Here is a 15,385-nt window from a genome sequence, read left to right as displayed (position 1 = left end):
GACGTCTCACGATTACGCGTACGCGCCCTCAAGTAGGTTCTCACTTCGAAGGCGCCGCGGTCGCGCCGTCCGCATGGTCTCGCACATGGATCACCGCGATGTCGTCCGTATAGATCCGCTTCCAGCCCTTGATCTGGTCGAGGATCTGCGGGCCCGGCGCATCGGCAACCAGGAGCGTCGCATCGATCTTGTACTCGTCGAGCAGGCGCGGCAGCAGCTCGGGCTTCTTGCCCTCCGTCGCCTTGAAGAAGTCCATGACGAATTTCTCGCCATAGAGCTCGGCACGGCCGTCCACGAAGACCGGAATATCGCGCGAGATCAGATAACCGCCGAACTGGTAGGCATTGAAGATGCGCTGCATCTTGCGTTGCTCGAGCAGGTCGACGGCCGCAACCGGCGTGTGCGTCGTCGTGAAGGTGAAGCGGTGGTGCGCCATGTAGAGCGACGTCGAGGTCCAGCTCGCCGCCACGATCATCAGCGCGCCAAGCGCGGTGACATAGCGGGCGGGCCAGCGCCCGGCCCCGGCGGCGTCAGGCGCCGCGCGCGGGAACATCTCGCCGAGCGGCTTTGCCAGCACCAGCGGCACCAGGAAGGCAAATGCCTCGATGCTCCTGACATGAGTCAGCGCGCTCCAGGTCAGGAACAGGATCAGGAGGATCCGGGGCGCCGACAGCACCAGGCCGCGATAATAGCCGAATGCGATCAAGCCGAGCAGGGCGCCTTCGAATGGGGTGAATGTGGAGAAGTTCGCGGGCATCCATTCGAAGATCAGCGACAGCAGTTCGCCGAGGCCGAGAATATTGGTCGCGCCCAGCAGCGTCCGCCAGCCATACGGCGTACAGCAGCTCGCGATCAGAGCGCCGATTCCGAACAACACCCAGCGCATGAACAGCTGGAGCCGTCGTCCCTTCTCGGCGTGCTCGACAGCCTCGAGCGCGATCGGGCCGATCAGCACGAGGCCCAGCACGAAGCCGCCATGCAAATTCGCCCAGTGCGCCATCAGCGGCAGCCAATACCAGGACGGCGCGCTCTTGCGGTCGGCAGCTGCCATCAGCAGGCCGACCCACGCCACCATGACGGGCAGCGCCAGGATATGCGGCCGCGCCAGCACGTGATGGGCCGACAGCAGCAGCGCCAGCATCGCGAACAGCACTGCGCGTGGCGCCTCGATCTGAGCATCGAGCAGATAGACGAAGACCGCGACCGTGACCGCGACCGCGACCGCGGTGAGGATGACGGGACCTGCCCAGTCCCATTGCGCATGGGAATAGGCGAACAGCACCTGCGACAGCCACGACGTCGAGATCCATGGCGCGCCCGTTCGTGTGAACGAATAGAAGTCGGTGGTGGGCATGGCGCGGTGATCGAGGATCCACTGCCCGATCTTGACCTGCCAGAACGAGTCGGAGTCCTGCAGCCGGGTGTCGCCGAGATAGAGGAACAACAGATAGACGCCGGCGCCGACGCAGAGCGGCACCAGGGCCCTTGCGCGGCTCTGCGCCGCGATGCTGTTGGCAAAGGAAAGTGACATGCCGCCTCGTCGTCCTGTTGTTCTTGTCGGTCGGGCATGATCCGGACCCGGCGGGCCGCGTTGGCGCAAAGTGAGGTGCGGCTTCCGAGAAGATCATGCTCGAGCAATCGCCTGAATCGCGATGAACGATTTGTCTCATCGCGCGCCAGTCCGAGCGGGCGGCATTGGACCACGGGCGGTCATAACTTCGGGTAAATCAGCACGCCACGCCGGTTTCAGGTCCCGACAAATTTAACAGATTGTTTTAGATTTCAATTTACCATCGGCGAATACACGCGAACCGCTCGGTGTTTACGCAGTCGAATTAACTGCGGCGCAATTCTTTGCCTCTACGTTTGGTTCCATGGTCGGGCGGCGCTGGGAAGCCGAAGAGACCAGATCAGTTGTAGCCTCGTGTACTCATTTGGAGCACTCTATGAAGAACCTCGTTGCGCGTTTCCTCAAGGATGAATCCGGCGCCACCGCCATTGAATACGGCCTGATCGCTGCCGGCATCGCGCTGGCGATCATCACCGTCGTCAACAATCTCGGCACCACGCTGAACACCAAGTTCACCGCGATCTCGACCGGCCTCAAGTAAGACCGGACGAACTGCGAATTTCTGAGAGCCTCGTCGCTGACGGGGCTCTTTTCTTTTGGGCGAGGCTGGCAAGGGCCCTAACGAAGCCGGCGCTGCGGACCCACACGCCGTAACTCCGGTCGAGATAGAATTTCGCGGCCCAGATCGAGGCTGCGGCGAGCGCGGCGCCGGCAGCGACGTCGATGATAAAATGCGCGCCGATCACCGGCGTCGCCGCGATCATCAACAGACTGAGCACGGCCACGATGCCGCCGATGCCACGCACCGGCCACAGCGCCCACATATAGAGCACGGCCGACGCCGCGTGAAAGCTCGGAAACGAGACGATGACGGACAGAGAGAACAGCCGGCAAGCTCGCCTTTGACGAGCCGGTGGCCGTAGGCGGCCGCGAGTAGCGCCGCGGGATCGCCAGGGTCACACCGTAGGCGACCGGCTCGAGACTCAGTCCGGTCGAGGGGAGGCCGAGCGCCAGCAGGGTGGCCATCCCGAGAATCGGAATCCAGTTGAGGTGGAAGAGCTGCCAGGCGGTCCGGGAGTCCGTGTCGAGCATGGTGCGCCGAGGTGCAATTGCATTACCACCGTACAGTTACGGACCGCCTTTAAGATCGTGGTAAGAACCGTGGTTATCGGTCTTACAACCAGCGCGGAGTACTTTTAGCGCTTGCGGCGCGGCCCCTCCGGTGGCGCTCCCACGCATTTGCATCTTGTCATCCCGCCTGAATAGTTGTTCAGTCCTTGCGGGGCGATTTGCATCTTTTGCGTGACGAAGCGTTTGGCCGCAGGGCGTGCGGCAGGCGTGTGGGACAGGAAGCGCGCCATGGTTTATCGGCGGACGCATCAAGTGGTGAAGCGCCTTGCGGCGCGGCGCAGTGCGATTTTGACGGCGGCGCGGGAGACTGCGGCGGAAGGCGGGATGGCGGCGGTGCAGATCGCGCCCGTCGCGGTCCGGGCCAATGTCGCGGCCGGCACGGTCTACCGCTACTTCCCCTCCAAGGCCGAGCTGATCTCCGAGCTGATTGCCGAGGTCTCCCGCGATGAGCTCGCGGCGATCCGCCGGGCGGCCGATGCCGCGCCGGGGCCGTCTTCGGCGCTGGCGGCCGCCGTTACCACCGTGGCGGTCCATACCCTGTCGCAGCGGCGGCTGGCCTGGGGCATTCTGGCCGAACCCGTCGATGTCGATGTCAGCGCCTCCCGCCTTGCCAGCCGGCGGGAGATTGCCGGCGAGATTGCCGCCCGGATCGATGCCGCCGTGCGTGCCGGTCACCTGCCGGCGCAGGACACCGCGCTCGCCGCGACCGCCTTGCTCGGCGCGCTGCATGAGGCCCTGGTCGGGCCGCTTGCGCCTGACAATCTCGATGATCCCGTCAAGATGCGCGATGCGGTGCAGACCGTGACGCTGCTGGCGCTCCGTGCCGTCGGCGTCATGGACGCCCGCGCCCGGGGTCTGGTGGTGCAGCAGACGCTGCTGCCGACCGCGAAGGCGCTCGTTGGGGCGTGAAATCGCGGTGCGCACGAAGCGGCCGGCCTGACAGCGCTCAGCTGGTTGACTGAACGAGCCTTTTCGCAAAACCGCAGCAGGCTCACCGGGCCCTCCGGCTACTGTGCATGGGGTTGTTTTTCGACTTTTTGTTTGGCGTGCCCTGGCGGGCCTACATGATCGCGTCGCCCTCGGGGCCGACCGAGGCGATGCGCACCATGTTGGTGGTGCCGGGGATGCCGAGCGGCACGCCGGCGACGATGATCACGCGCTGGCCGGCGCGGACGAAACCGTCCCGGAACGCGATCTGGCCGGCGCGGCCGACCATGTCGTCCTGGTCGCGCGCGTCTTCCGCCACGACGCAATGCACGCCCCAGACCACCGCGAGCCGTCGGCCGGCGGTGATGTTCGGCGTGATCGCCACGATCGGCGGCTTCGGCCGCTCGCGCGCCACCCGCACCGCGGTCGAGCCCGATGAGGTCCAGCAGATCAGGGCGGGCAGGTCGAGCGTCTCGGCGATCTGCCGCGCGGCGTCGGCGATGGCATCGCCCGCGGTGGATTCCGGCGCGGGACGCTGCGCGGTGAGCACGGAACGATAAATCGGATCGCGCTCGACCTCCTCGCCGATGCGGTTCATGGTCGAGACCGCCTCGACCGGGAATTTGCCGGCCGCCGATTCCGCCGACAGCATGATGGCGTCGGCGCCCTCATAGACGGCAGTGGCGACGTCGGAGACTTCGGCGCGGGTCGGCACCGGCGACTGGATCATCGATTCCAGCATCTGGGTTGCGATCACCACCGGCTTGCCGGCGCGGCGCGCCATCCGCGTCATCTGCTTCTGCAGGCTCGGCACGCGCTCGAGCGGCAATTCGACGCCGAGGTCGCCGCGCGCCACCATCAGCGCGTCGGAGGCCTCGATGATGTCGGCGAGACGGTCGATCGCCTGCGGCTTCTCGATCTTGGCCATGACTGCGGCGCGGCCGCGGATCATCTTCTTGGCCTCGATCACGTCGTCGGCGCGCTGCACGAAGGACAGCGCGATCCAGTCGATGCCGGTGACGAGCGCCGCCTCGAGGTCGGCGCGGTCCTTCGAGGTCATGGCGGAGACCGGCAGGTCGGTGTCGGGCAGGCTGACGCCCTTGCGGTCGCTCATCTTGCCGCCGACCACGACCCGCGTCACCGCGTGCTCTTTCGAGGTTTCCTCCGCGATCAGGCGCACCTTGCCGTCGTCGAGCAGCAGCGCGTGGCCGGGGCGCAGCGCCGCCAGGATCTCCGGATGCGGCAGGTGGACGCGCGTGGTGTCGCCGGGGGCCTTGTCGGAATCCAGCGTGAAGGTCTGGCCGTTCTGCAGCTGCACCGAGCCTTCGGCGAAGGAGCCGAGCCTGAGCTTCGGGCCCTGCAGGTCGACCAGGATGCCGATCGGCCGGCCATAGCTGCTCTCGACGTTTCGGATCGTCGCCACCAGCTCCCGCATCTTGTCATGCGGGGTGTGGCTCATGTTGATGCGAAACAGGTCGGCGCCGGCCTCGAACAGGCGGCGGATCATCGCGAGGTCTGAAGAGGCTGGGCCCAGGGTCGCGAGAATCTTGATACGGCGAAGACGCCTCATGGCTTATTTCCAGACGGGGGCGAGGGAGCTGGCGGGAGGCCAGGCGGGGCGGGGGGCGTACCACCGGGCGGGCTATTGGGCAAACCCGGAACCCCGCCCGGGCCAACCGGACCGGGGAGGCCGGGTACGCGTTGCTGCGCCGGCTGTTCGTTGGCATCGGTAAGCTGCACCGTCCACGCCCGCTGCTCACCGGTATCGACCTCGAAATAGCCGGTCCGGTCATAGCCGCGCGCGAGGCAATCCTCGGTGCCGCGGATGGTGAACTCCTTGTCGCGCGAGCACATGAAGGCCTGCCCCGACCACTCGCCGCCGCGGTCATAGTCGATGGCGTAGATGTAATAGTAACGGGCGACCAACGTTCCCCGCAGCAGGGTCTCGCAGGAGCGGGACGAGATGTTCCACCAGCCTTCGGTGGTCCAGCCCTCGGCGTCCTTGTAGCCGAGCGCAATGCCGACCCGGCTCGACGTGTTGTTGCAGAGACGGAAATCGGCGGAGGCCGGGCTGCTCCACAAGCACAGCAGGCCAATCGCCAGCACCGGGACCAACCGGACGAGCATGCGAAGGGGGGAGCGGGGAGATTCGGCGATCATTGTCGCGGAAGCTATATCAGATCATTGACGATTTGGCGTAGGGGGCCGGGGAACTGCCTCAAGGCCGGGCTCGGGTCGGTTTGCGCCGGGATATGGCAAAATCTGTGACAGGACCCACCTGATCCCGTAAGGGTGACCTCCATCGGGTCAGGCCCAAGGGGATACCAAGGATACAGCCATGGCAATCGACGACAAAACCAGAACGGAGCTCGAGGCGGCCGCTTTCCGCCGTCTGGTCGATCATCTGAAGTCGCGGACGGATGTCCAGAACATCGACATGATGAATCTGGCTGGCTTCTGCCGCAACTGCCTGTCCAATTGGCTCAAGGAAGCCGCCGACGCCCAGGGCGTCGCCTTAAGCAAGGACGAGAGCCGGGAGGCCGTCTACGGCATGCCCTACGAGACCTGGAAGTCGAAATACCAGGGCACGGCCACGGCAGAACAGCTCGAGATGATGAAGAAGGTCCATCCCCACGGGCACGGGCACTGAACGGCCCGGGCGCGCGCCTCGCCTGAGTCGCACCACACAACAGCTTTCTTGGCCTCGCCGCAGGAAGGTGTGGGCGCGCTGTGGACGAGCGCGATGCTGCCTTGAACGCCGTCGGTACCAACCCTAAGGGTCTACCAGCACGCGCGGTGAGGGATGCCGGCGTCACCTCGTTTTGCCAGTTCCATTGGGAGTACCTAGATGGCCACCTCCGCCGCCGTCCGCGACGACGAGCCCGCGACGAAATTTGCCAAGGACCAGCTCAAATCCATCATCGAGCGCATCGAGCGGCTGGAGGAAGAGAAGAAGGCGATCTCCGACGACATCCGCGACGTCTATGCCGAAAGCAAAGGCAACGGCTACGACGTCAAGGCGCTGCGCACCATCGTGCGCATGCGCAAGCAGGACCCCAACGAGCGCGCCGAGGCCGAGACCATCCTCGAGACCTACATGCAGGCGCTGGGCATGCTTTGAGGCGTTAGCGCCTCAAGCACGACTGCCGTAGCTCGGATAAGCGACAGCGAAATCCGGGCTCTCGCAGTGTGAAAGCAATCCCCGGATTGCGCCGCGCTCCATCCGGGCTACAAATTGCGCGTGTTTCGTTTGCGAACGGAGTCGCGAATGACTGCGCCACCGCTGCCGCGCGAGGTGAGCCGTGCCTTCGGCGCTCTTCCAACGCCGATCGGCAAGCGGCTGCTTCAGGTGCGTGCGCTGATCTTCGCGACCGCCGCGGCGCATGAAGAGGTCGGCCGGCTCACCGAAACGCTGAAATGGGGCGAGCCGGCTTATCTAACCGATCAGACCGGCAGCGGCTCGACGATCCGGCTTGGCCGCGTCAAGGACTCCGCACTTGCCGCCATCCTGTTCAATTGCAAGACGACGCTGATCGATAGCTTCCGCGAACGCTTTCCCGATCAATTCGAGTACCGGCAGACACGGGCGTTGCTGTTGCCGGTGGCGGGCAGGCTGCCGAAGCGGGAATTATCCGTCTGCCTGTCGCTGGCGCTGACCTATCATCTGGACCGGCGAGCGAGGAAAGCGCGGTAGGGCGCCCTCGTAGCCTGGATGGAGCGAAGCGTAATCCGGGGCCGTCGTTGCTCGTGGCGCGATTCCCGGATTGCGCTTCGCTCATCCGGGCTACGAGACTGAATTCGTGGAGGTAGCTCGGCGCCTCAGCGCAGCGCCGCGGTGCGCATGACGAACGACGTCGTCTGGAGCTTCGCGGTCGCGCTGCCCGAAAAACTGTCGCAGGACAGGCCGTGCATCGGGTCGTCGACAAAGCCCATCGCGATCACCGCCTGCGGCTTGACGAAATAGCCGCGCAGCGCGGCCGTATCGAGCTCACCCATCAGCGTGACCGACATCGCGCGGCTGGCGCTCGGCGACAGCATCACGATCTTGAGCCAGATGCTCTCGCTCTTGGCGGCGGAGAGGCGGGTCGCGGTCGCGACCGCGCCGTCGACGCTCTTGCCGACCACCGTGTTGATTTCGGTCGCCTGAGCGATGTTGCGCGACGCGGGACGGGCCGAGCGCGGGATCGGCGCGGAGGCGGCGACGACATTGGCGCGATCGACCGGGGAGGCGGCCGGCGCGAAAGCCAGCGCCTGAAGAGCGGCGTTGGACACGCTCGCGGTCGGTTGCGGATCGGTGGCGGCGGCAAGGGCCTGGCGGGCCTTCAGCGCAGCGATTTGCGCCGGCGTCGCCTGCTGCGGCGCGGCCGGGACATCATCCCAGAAGCCGCGGGCATTAATGATGTCGGCCGGGGTCTCCGGCTTGCCGGCAGCGGGCTTGTCGGCCACCGGCGCGGGCTTCGGCTTGGGCGGTGCAACGAGCTGCGCATCGGCCGAGGCGAGCTGGATCGCGGTGGGGATCTGCGGCTTGGCACGCGGCGTCGGCACCGGTTCGGCGGGCTTGGCGGCGGCTGCGACCACGGTCGGTGTCGCCGGCTTGGCGGCCGGGGCGGGCGCGCCCTCGTCGTCCTCGTCGCTGCTGGCGGCCGGAGCGGCGGACTTGCCCTTGAACAAAGCGGCGAAGAAGTTCGGCTTGCTGCTGCTGGAGTCGTCGCCATTGCCGCGGCGCTCGATCTCGGCCTTGGCGAGCTCATAGTTCTTCAGCGGCACGCCGTCGGTCGGCAGATGCACCGTCTTTCCGTCCGGGAAGACTCGGGCGAGCTGGTCATGCGTCATCCGCGGCCAGTGCCGGACGCTGCCGGTATCCAGATGCACGAAGGGGGAGCCGGAGGTCGGATAGAAGCCGACGCCGCCGCGCTGGAGGCGCAGGCCGGCGAAGCGGATCTGCTCCAGCGCCACGCCCGGAATGTAGAAGTCCATCGCATGGCCCAGCATGTGCTGGCTGGCGCGCGCCACACCCGAGGAGCGGCGGCGGAGCATGGCGTTGGTGGCGGGGGAGCGGTAGGAGGAGATGATCTGGATCGGCTGCTTGCCGTCGACGTCGCGGTAGACTTCCCAGAGGATATCGAAGAGGCGGCGGTCCATGACCGTCTCGTCCTGGGTGCGCCAGTCGCGCAGGAAGTGGTTGAGCTGCTTCAGCGCCGCTTCGTCATAGCGGCCATCGCGCTTGAAGGTGACGGTCAGGTCTTCGCCGGAATGGGTGTGGTGGAAGGAGAGCGTCTTGGTCTCGTTCAGCGCGGCGGCGTTATGAACCGAGCCTGCGCCCGCAAGCAGCAATACGGCAGCGAGGCCGATCCGCGAACCGGTCTTCACTCCCGCATGGGACAACGACAGCACAGCAAGTTGGCGTGCGAGACCAGTCAGCACGTATGAGCCCACCCAGTCGACGAGCGTTCAAATGGACTCTCCCGCCAACCCCGTAGCAGCGCGAAAGAGGATGAACGCTTTCTTAAAGCAAGAAGGTTAATTCGAGGTTGACCTTCCCGCCCCCAAACCAAGTCAGACTACAATCCTAACCCGTTGAGTGTGGCAAAAAAACGCCCGGTGCCGGGAGCCAGGTGGACAATGGTTAACGTTAAACGGCCCCATCCATGGGACGGGGCCGTTGATATCGTTGTGAAATTCGAAAAGCCGGGTCCGCGCAGGCTTACCGGGTGAACACCCGCTGCTGCTGTGGCCGGCGGCCGACCGGAGCCGGCGGGGGCGTCGGCGCCCCGCCTCCGAAGAGCCGCTCGAAGAAGTTCGGGCCGGAGGACCCGAAGCCGCCGCCATTGTTGGCCACCGCCACGCCCGAGGGCAGGGTCGTCGCCGGGCGCGAATAGCTCGGCTGCGAGTGCGCAACGACGGCCTCGAGATCCTTGCCGCGGTTGTTCTTCAGGATGTTGATCATGGTCGCGTCGCGGCCATAGACGTCCTTGCGGAACTGCAGCTTGCCGGCATCGTCCACAAAGGCGGTCTGATAGGTGATGTTGACCGGGACCGGGGTCGGGAATTTCAGGTCGATCTCGCTCTTGCCGTACATGCTGCGCACGCGCTCGGGCGTGTACTTCTCGTTCGGCATGGTGATGTTGAGCAGCACGGACGCGTACTGATCCGGGTTCTGCACGCGCATGCAGCCATGGCTGAAGGCGCGATCTTCCCTGGCGAACAGGTTCTTGTCCGGCGTGTCGTGCTGATAGACCAGGAACTTGTTCGGGAAGTTGAAGCGGATGCGGCCGAGCGCGTTGGCCTCACCGGGCGGCTGCGAGATGTGCACCGAGCCGTCGCGGTTCTGTTCGAGCTTGAGGCCCATGCGCTGGAGCACGGTCGGGTCCTGCTGCAACGCCGGCAGGTACTCGTTGTAGACGATCGACGGCGGCACGTTCCAGGTCGGATTGACCGTGATGTACTTCATCGTCTCGGTGAGCAGCGGGGTCGCGTGCGTGCCTGGCTTGCCGGTGACGACACGGGTGGTCCAGACCTGCTGGCCGCGCTGCATCACCTTCAGCGTGTAGTCGGGAATGTTGAGGATCACATAGGCATCGCCCAGCGCGGGCGCGCCGAGATCGCGCGGCAGCCAGCGCCAGCGCTCCATGTTCACCAGCACCACGTCGATCTGCTTGTCGCGCTTCGGGGTGTTGAGCGCCTTGACCGTCTTGTCGTCGAGGATGCCGGTCGCCTTCATCTCGGCGCCGCTCTGGAATTTTCGCACGGCGTCGGCGACCGCTGCGTCATAGCGGGTGTCGCTGGCGTTCTCGGCAAGGCCGAGCTTGGTGCGGAGTTGCGGCACGCGCGGATCTTCCACGACGATCTCAGCCTGCTTCTTGCTGGCCGGGGTGTATTTCAGCGCCGGACCATCGGCGATCTCGATCGCCGGGCTGCTGCCCTGACCGCGAAGCTCCGCGAGCTTGGCCTTCAGCTCCTTGTAGAGCTTGTGGGGCGGATTGTAGCTGTCGAGCGCAGCGGAGGCGTCCGTCGCGGTCGTGACCTTGGCGAGCACCTCGTTCGGGTCGACCGGATGCTCGGGATAGAGGATGTCGCCGCTGACCTGCGACCAATGCATGCGGCCGCTCTGGGCCTGGCGCGCATAGTCGAACATGCTGGCGGTGAGCTTGAGCTCGGCATCGGCCAGCGCATCGGGCGTGCTGGCGCTGGCGAAGTCCGGCACCGGATAGTCGGCGGGATTGAGGCCGTCGGACGCGGCGTCCTTCAGCCGCGCGATGACGCCTTTGGCCGCGGGGGTCAGGCTGCCGCCTTGCGTCCAGACCGGCGCGAAGTCCCGTGCGCCATAAAACTTCTCGATCGCCGCGCGCTCGTTCTTGCGGTCGAAATGGCGCGAAGCCTTGGCGCCGATGATGTCCTTGAGCTTGTCGGCGACCGGCTGGTCGGCGGCGGGAACGTTGCTCGCAGCCTTCACGGGCTCGGCGGCAGGGGCCGCAGCCGTGGCGGGTGCCGCAGGCGCAGCGGTTGCGGGCTCGGACTTCGCGGTGTCGCTCTTCGGCGCCTCGGGCGCGGGCGTGGTGGCGACGTCGGACGGCTTGGTTTCCACCTTCTCGGGGGCCGGGGCCGGCACGACGTCAGCCCTTGTAGGCTCCTTCGCCGGCTCCTTGGCGGAATCCTGCACCGTGGCGGTGGTGTCGAGCTTGATGTCGGATGCGGTCGGGGGCGGGACGTTGGCCGGCTCGGGGCGCGGGATCGCGGCTTCGATCGCGAGCTCGGCGGCGCTGCTGCGCGCCTGATCCTGCGCCAGGGCCGAGCTGGCCGACACCGTGAGGAAGGTTGCCGCGACCGTCATCAAGACACGGTCGAAGCCCGCACGGTGGTTCAAACAGTCACGCATTGTGTCGCACCCCTCGGGTGAACTGTCCCTCGTGGAACAGCTTTGTTATCGCCTATTGAGCTTCGGCTAAATCGCGCCGGCCTCTCGAAAGTTGCACGCCTGCACGCAACGATTCATACGTAGACGATATACAGGCCCCGGTTTTGCAGCCAGCGCTAACCGGGACAACTCACGCCAAACTGACTTCAAGGGAGCCTCTTGGCAACGGATTGTGCGCCTGCCCAGCGCGCTTTTCCCTGTGTCTGTCACTTCCAAGTCACGGTTCAAGAAGCAGTCGAATTCTGTCGTCATGCGAACGGCTTACAGCCGGTCTCGCATCGCCGCACGAACCCTCGTTCGCATGGGCTCAGTGCGTCTCCTCGCCGCTTTTCCCGCCATGTCCGGGAACCCCGGCCTCGTCGAGTTTGCGGTAGAGGGTGGACCGGCCGATTTTGAGGCGGCGGGCCACCTCGGACATCTGGCCGCGGTAGTGCGAGATCGCGAAGCGGATGATCTCGTTCTCCATGTCCTCGAGCGCGCGGACGTCGCCGGTGGGGGTCAGCATGGCCAGATTTCCCACAGCCGGGAGCGGCGCGATTGGTATTTCATTGCCCGATACCACCGAAGGGGTCGCCGCCGGCTCGAGCATCAGCGGAGCGGTCGGAATCTCGGTTACGGGATGCGGCGGCGAAGCGAGCAGAGGGAAGTCGCCGAGGCCGAGCTGGTCGCCGTCGCTCATCACCACAGCACGGTAGACCGCGTTCTCGAGCTGGCGGATGTTGCCGGGCCAGTCGAGCTGGGCAAGATGGGCCATGGCCTCGCCGCTGATGCCGGTGATCGCGCGGTTCTCCTCGGCGGCAAACCGCGCCAGGAAATGCCGGAGCAGATGCGGGATGTCCTCGCGCCGCGCCCGGAGCGAGGGGATCGTCAGCGGCAGCACGTGCAGACGATAGAACAGGTCTTCCCGGAAGTGTCCCTGTTTCACCCGCTCCAGCAGCCGACGATTGGTGGCCGAGACGATGCGGACGTCGACCTTGACGGGCTTGCGGCCGCCGACCGCCTCGACCGCGCCTTCCTGGAGCGCGCGCAGCAGCTTGACCTGCGCGGTCAGCGGCAGCTCGCTGACCTCGTCCAGAAACAGCGTGCCGCCATGGGCCTCGACGAACTTGCCCATGTGCCGCTCGGTGGCGCCGGTGAAAGCGCCCTTCTCGTGGCCGAACAGAATGGACTCGACGAGGTTGTCGGGGATCGCGCCGCAATTGACGGCGACGAAGGGCTTGGCCTTGCGCTCGCCACTGCCATGGATGGCTCGCGCGAACATCTCCTTGCCGACGCCGGACTCGCCTTCGATCAGAACGGGAATCGCGGAGTTCGCCGCCTTCTGCGCGGCGCGCATCACGCCTGCCATCGCCTCGGCGCGGGTGATGATGTCGGAGAAGGTCAGCCGGCCCTCGCGGCTGTGTCGGATGCGCTGCAATTCGCCCTTGAGCGCGGAGGCGTTGAGCGCGTTGCGCAGCGAGACCTGGAGCCGCTCCACACCAACCGGCTTGACCACGAAATCGGCCGCGCCGGCGCGCATCGCCGAGATCACGTTGTCGATGCCGCCATGGGCGGTCTGCACGATGACGGGGACGCTGAGACCTGCTTCGCGGATTTTCGCCAGCACGCCCATGCCGTCGAGGCCGGGCATCACGAGATCGAGGATGACGGCGTCGATGGCCGGAGCATCGGGCGCGGTGAGGGCTGCGATCGCGGCGTCACCGGAGTCCACGACGACCGTCTCATAGCCGCATTTCTGCACCATGTTCTCGACCAGCCGGCGGGCTACGGCGTCGTCGTCGGCGATCAAAATACTGGCAGCCATGGTGTTCCCCGCACGCTACTACTATCTGTCTCGAATCGGGGCACTCTGGCCGAAGCCGATTAACGCACTCTTAAACCTTGATGCCCCCGCCCGCCGTCGCGCTTGTTGAACACAGGTTTCCCACACAATGAATTCGCGCTCCAAGCCTGCTCTTAAAAAGTCCGCCCTCCACAAGCCAGCTGCCAAGACATCCGCCGCCAAGAAATCTACCGTCAAGACGAAGTCCTCCGGGTCTTCACGCGCAAAGCCTGCGAGCAAGACCGGCAAGCTTCCGGAGTGGAACCTTGCCGATCTCTATTCCGGGATCGATGCGCCGGAAGTGGCGCGCGATCTCGAAAAGATGGATGCCGACTGCGTCGCGTTCGAGACGGACTACAAGGGCAAGCTGGCGACAGGGACAGCAAACGAAGATGGCGGAAAATGGCTCGCGGAAGCCGTGCGACGCTATGAGGCAATCGACGATCTTGCCGGCCGGCTCGGTTCCTATGCCGGGCTCATCCACGCCGGCGACAGCGTCGACCCTGCGATTTCAAAGTTTTACGGCGATGTGTCGGAGCGGCTGACGGCGGCGTCCACGCATTTGCTGTTCTTCGCGCTCGAGCTCAACCGTGTCGATGACGATATTTTGAACCGGGCCATGCAAGCGCCCGAGCTCGCGCACTACCGTCCCTGGATCGAGGATCTGCGCAAGGAGAAGCCATATCAGCTCGACGACAAGCTCGAGCAGCTTTTCCTGGAGAAGGCGCAGACCGGCTATTCCGCCTTCAACCGGCTGTTCGACCAGACCATCTCCGGACTGCGCTTCAAGGTCGGGGCCAAGGAGCTGGCGATCGAGCCGACGCTCAATCTGCTGCAGGACCGCGACGGCGCCAAGCGCAAGAGCGCGGCCGAGGCACTGGCAAAAACCTTCAAGGCCAACGAGCGCACCTTTGCGCTGATCACCAACACGCTCGCCAAGGACAAGGACATCTCCGACCGCTGGCGCGGCTTCCAGGACGTCGCGGATTCCCGCCATCTCAACAACCGCGTCGAGCGCGAGGTGGTGGATGCGCTGGTCGCCTCGGTGCAGGCTGCCTATCCAAAGTTGTCGCATCGCTATTACGCGTTGAAGGCGAAGTGGTTCGGCAAGAAGCGGCTGGCTTATTGGGATCGCAACGCGCCGCTGCCGTTTGCCGCGACGGACGTCATCGGCTGGCCCGATGCGCGCAACATGGTGCTGACGGCCTATCGCGGCTTCTCGCCCAAAATGGCTGATATCGCCGAGCGCTTCTTCACCGATCGCTGGATCGACGCGCCGGTGCGGCCGGGCAAGGCGCCCGGCGCATTCTCGCATCCGACCACGCCCTCGGCGCACCCTTATGTGCTGATGAACTACCAGGGCAAGCCGCGCGACGTGATGACGCTCGCCCACGAGCTCGGCCATGGCGTGCATCAGGTGCTGGCGGCGAAGAACGGCGCGCTGATGGCGCCGACGCCGCTGACGCTGGCGGAGACCGCAAGCGTGTTCGGCGAGATGCTCACGTTCAGGCGGCTCCTTGCCCAGACCAAAAATGCAAAACAGCGCCAGGCGCTGCTGGCCGGCAAGGTCGAGGACATGATCAACACCGTGGTGCGGCAGATCGCGTTCTACTCGTTCGAGCGCGCGGTCCACACCGAGCGCAAGAACGGCGAGCTCACCGCGACCCGGCTCGGCGAGATCTGGCTGTCGGTGCAGGGCGACAGCCTCGGGCCGGCAATCGAGATCAAGGCGGGTTACGAGAACTACTGGATGTATATCCCGCACTTCATCCATTCACCGTTCTACGTCTACGCCTACGCGTTCGGCGATTGCCTCGTGAACTCGCTCTATGCTGTCTACGAGAACGCGAACGAGGGCTTTGCCGAGCGCTATCTCGACATGCTCGCCGCCGGCGGCACCAAGCATTATTCCGAGCTGCTGCGGCCGTTCGGACTGGATGCCAAGGACCCGAAATTCTGGGACGGCGGTCTCTCGGTCATCGCCGGGATGATCGACGAACTTGAGGCGATGGGCTGAGGC

The 15,385-nt window shown here is 65.5% G+C and carries 13 protein-coding genes; 6 read left to right on the top strand and 7 right to left on the bottom strand.

Going from position 1 to position 15,385, the window contains the following annotated elements; translation table 11 throughout:
- Positions 1 to 40 precede the first annotated feature (40 nt).
- On the bottom strand, positions 41 to 1,531 hold the full coding sequence (locus GGD61_RS28685; RefSeq protein WP_183231680.1) for a hypothetical protein: 1,491 nt from the start codon (positions 1,529 to 1,531) through the stop codon (positions 41 to 43).
- A gap of 415 nt (positions 1,532 to 1,946) precedes the next feature.
- Between GGD61_RS28685 and GGD61_RS28680 the strand changes: the two genes are divergently transcribed.
- Complete coding sequence (locus GGD61_RS28680; RefSeq protein WP_018317786.1) at positions 1,947 to 2,111, top strand: Flp family type IVb pilin; 165 nt, start codon at positions 1,947 to 1,949, stop codon at positions 2,109 to 2,111.
- On the opposite strand, the gene GGD61_RS40765 is transcribed toward GGD61_RS28680, so the two are convergent.
- Positions 2,104 to 2,394 (bottom strand): phosphatase PAP2 family protein, encoded by a 291-nt coding sequence (locus GGD61_RS40765; protein ID WP_246786075.1) that lies wholly within the window; start codon positions 2,392 to 2,394, stop codon positions 2,104 to 2,106. The two genes, GGD61_RS28680 and GGD61_RS40765, sit on opposite strands and share 8 nt — an antisense overlap.
- Before the next feature lie 535 nt (positions 2,395 to 2,929).
- On the opposite strand from GGD61_RS40765, the gene GGD61_RS28670 reads away from it, so the two are divergent.
- Positions 2,930 to 3,610 (top strand): TetR/AcrR family transcriptional regulator, encoded by a 681-nt coding sequence (locus tag GGD61_RS28670; protein WP_026201906.1) that lies wholly within the window; start codon positions 2,930 to 2,932, stop codon positions 3,608 to 3,610.
- Positions 3,611 to 3,761: 151 nt separating this feature from the next.
- Here GGD61_RS28670 and pyk read toward each other — a convergent pair whose 3' ends face one another.
- Together pyk and GGD61_RS28660 are read right to left on the bottom strand one after the other, a co-directional pair.
- Positions 3,762 to 5,198 carry a pyruvate kinase gene (pyk, locus tag GGD61_RS28665; protein ID WP_018317789.1) on the bottom strand — a complete coding sequence of 479 codons (1,437 nt, stop codon included), beginning with the start codon at positions 5,196 to 5,198 and terminating at the stop codon, positions 3,762 to 3,764.
- On the bottom strand, positions 5,195 to 5,788 hold the full coding sequence (locus tag GGD61_RS28660) for a DUF1036 domain-containing protein (RefSeq protein ID WP_018317790.1): 594 nt from the start codon (positions 5,786 to 5,788) through the stop codon (positions 5,195 to 5,197). The genes pyk and GGD61_RS28660 overlap by 4 nt, the downstream gene beginning before the upstream one ends.
- A 178-nt stretch (positions 5,789 to 5,966) precedes the next feature.
- Here GGD61_RS28660 and GGD61_RS28655 point away from each other — a divergent pair, with 178 nt between their 5' ends.
- From GGD61_RS28655 to GGD61_RS28645, 3 genes are all read left to right on the top strand, one after another.
- Entirely contained in the window at positions 5,967 to 6,278 is a 312-nt protein-coding gene (locus GGD61_RS28655; RefSeq protein ID WP_092254716.1) for a DUF1244 domain-containing protein, read from the top strand.
- A gap of 198 nt (positions 6,279 to 6,476) precedes the next feature.
- Complete coding sequence (locus tag GGD61_RS28650) at positions 6,477 to 6,749, top strand: DUF2312 domain-containing protein (RefSeq protein ID WP_014492426.1); 273 nt, start codon at positions 6,477 to 6,479, stop codon at positions 6,747 to 6,749.
- A gap of 147 nt (positions 6,750 to 6,896) precedes the next feature.
- On the top strand, positions 6,897 to 7,322 hold the full coding sequence (locus tag GGD61_RS28645; RefSeq protein ID WP_092254719.1) for a hypothetical protein: 426 nt from the start codon (positions 6,897 to 6,899) through the stop codon (positions 7,320 to 7,322).
- Positions 7,323 to 7,447: 125 nt separating this feature from the next.
- On the opposite strand, the gene GGD61_RS28640 is transcribed toward GGD61_RS28645, so the two are convergent.
- From GGD61_RS28640 to GGD61_RS28630, 3 genes are all read right to left on the bottom strand, one after another.
- The gene (locus GGD61_RS28640) at positions 7,448 to 9,052 is read right to left on the bottom strand and encodes a DUF882 domain-containing protein (protein WP_409362477.1); all 1,605 of its coding nucleotides are present in this window, start codon (positions 9,050 to 9,052) and stop codon (positions 7,448 to 7,450) included.
- Positions 9,053 to 9,332: 280 nt separating this feature from the next.
- Entirely contained in the window at positions 9,333 to 11,504 is a 2,172-nt protein-coding gene (locus GGD61_RS28635) for a murein L,D-transpeptidase (protein ID WP_092254725.1), read from the bottom strand.
- A 346-nt stretch (positions 11,505 to 11,850) separates the two neighbouring features.
- On the bottom strand, positions 11,851 to 13,347 hold the full coding sequence (locus tag GGD61_RS28630) for a sigma-54 dependent transcriptional regulator (RefSeq protein ID WP_092254728.1): 1,497 nt from the start codon (positions 13,345 to 13,347) through the stop codon (positions 11,851 to 11,853).
- Between the two features lie 127 nt (positions 13,348 to 13,474).
- Here GGD61_RS28630 and GGD61_RS28625 point away from each other — a divergent pair, with 127 nt between their 5' ends.
- The gene (locus GGD61_RS28625) at positions 13,475 to 15,382 is read left to right on the top strand and encodes a M3 family oligoendopeptidase (RefSeq protein WP_092254731.1); all 1,908 of its coding nucleotides are present in this window, start codon (positions 13,475 to 13,477) and stop codon (positions 15,380 to 15,382) included.
- Positions 15,383 to 15,385: the final 3 nt, after the last annotated feature.

The organism is Bradyrhizobium sp. SBR1B (assembly GCF_014198205.1).
Taxonomy (GTDB): domain Bacteria; phylum Pseudomonadota; class Alphaproteobacteria; order Rhizobiales; family Xanthobacteraceae; genus Bradyrhizobium.
Note: the sequence above shows the minus strand (reverse complement) of the source record. Positions and strands in the feature narration are given on the sequence as shown.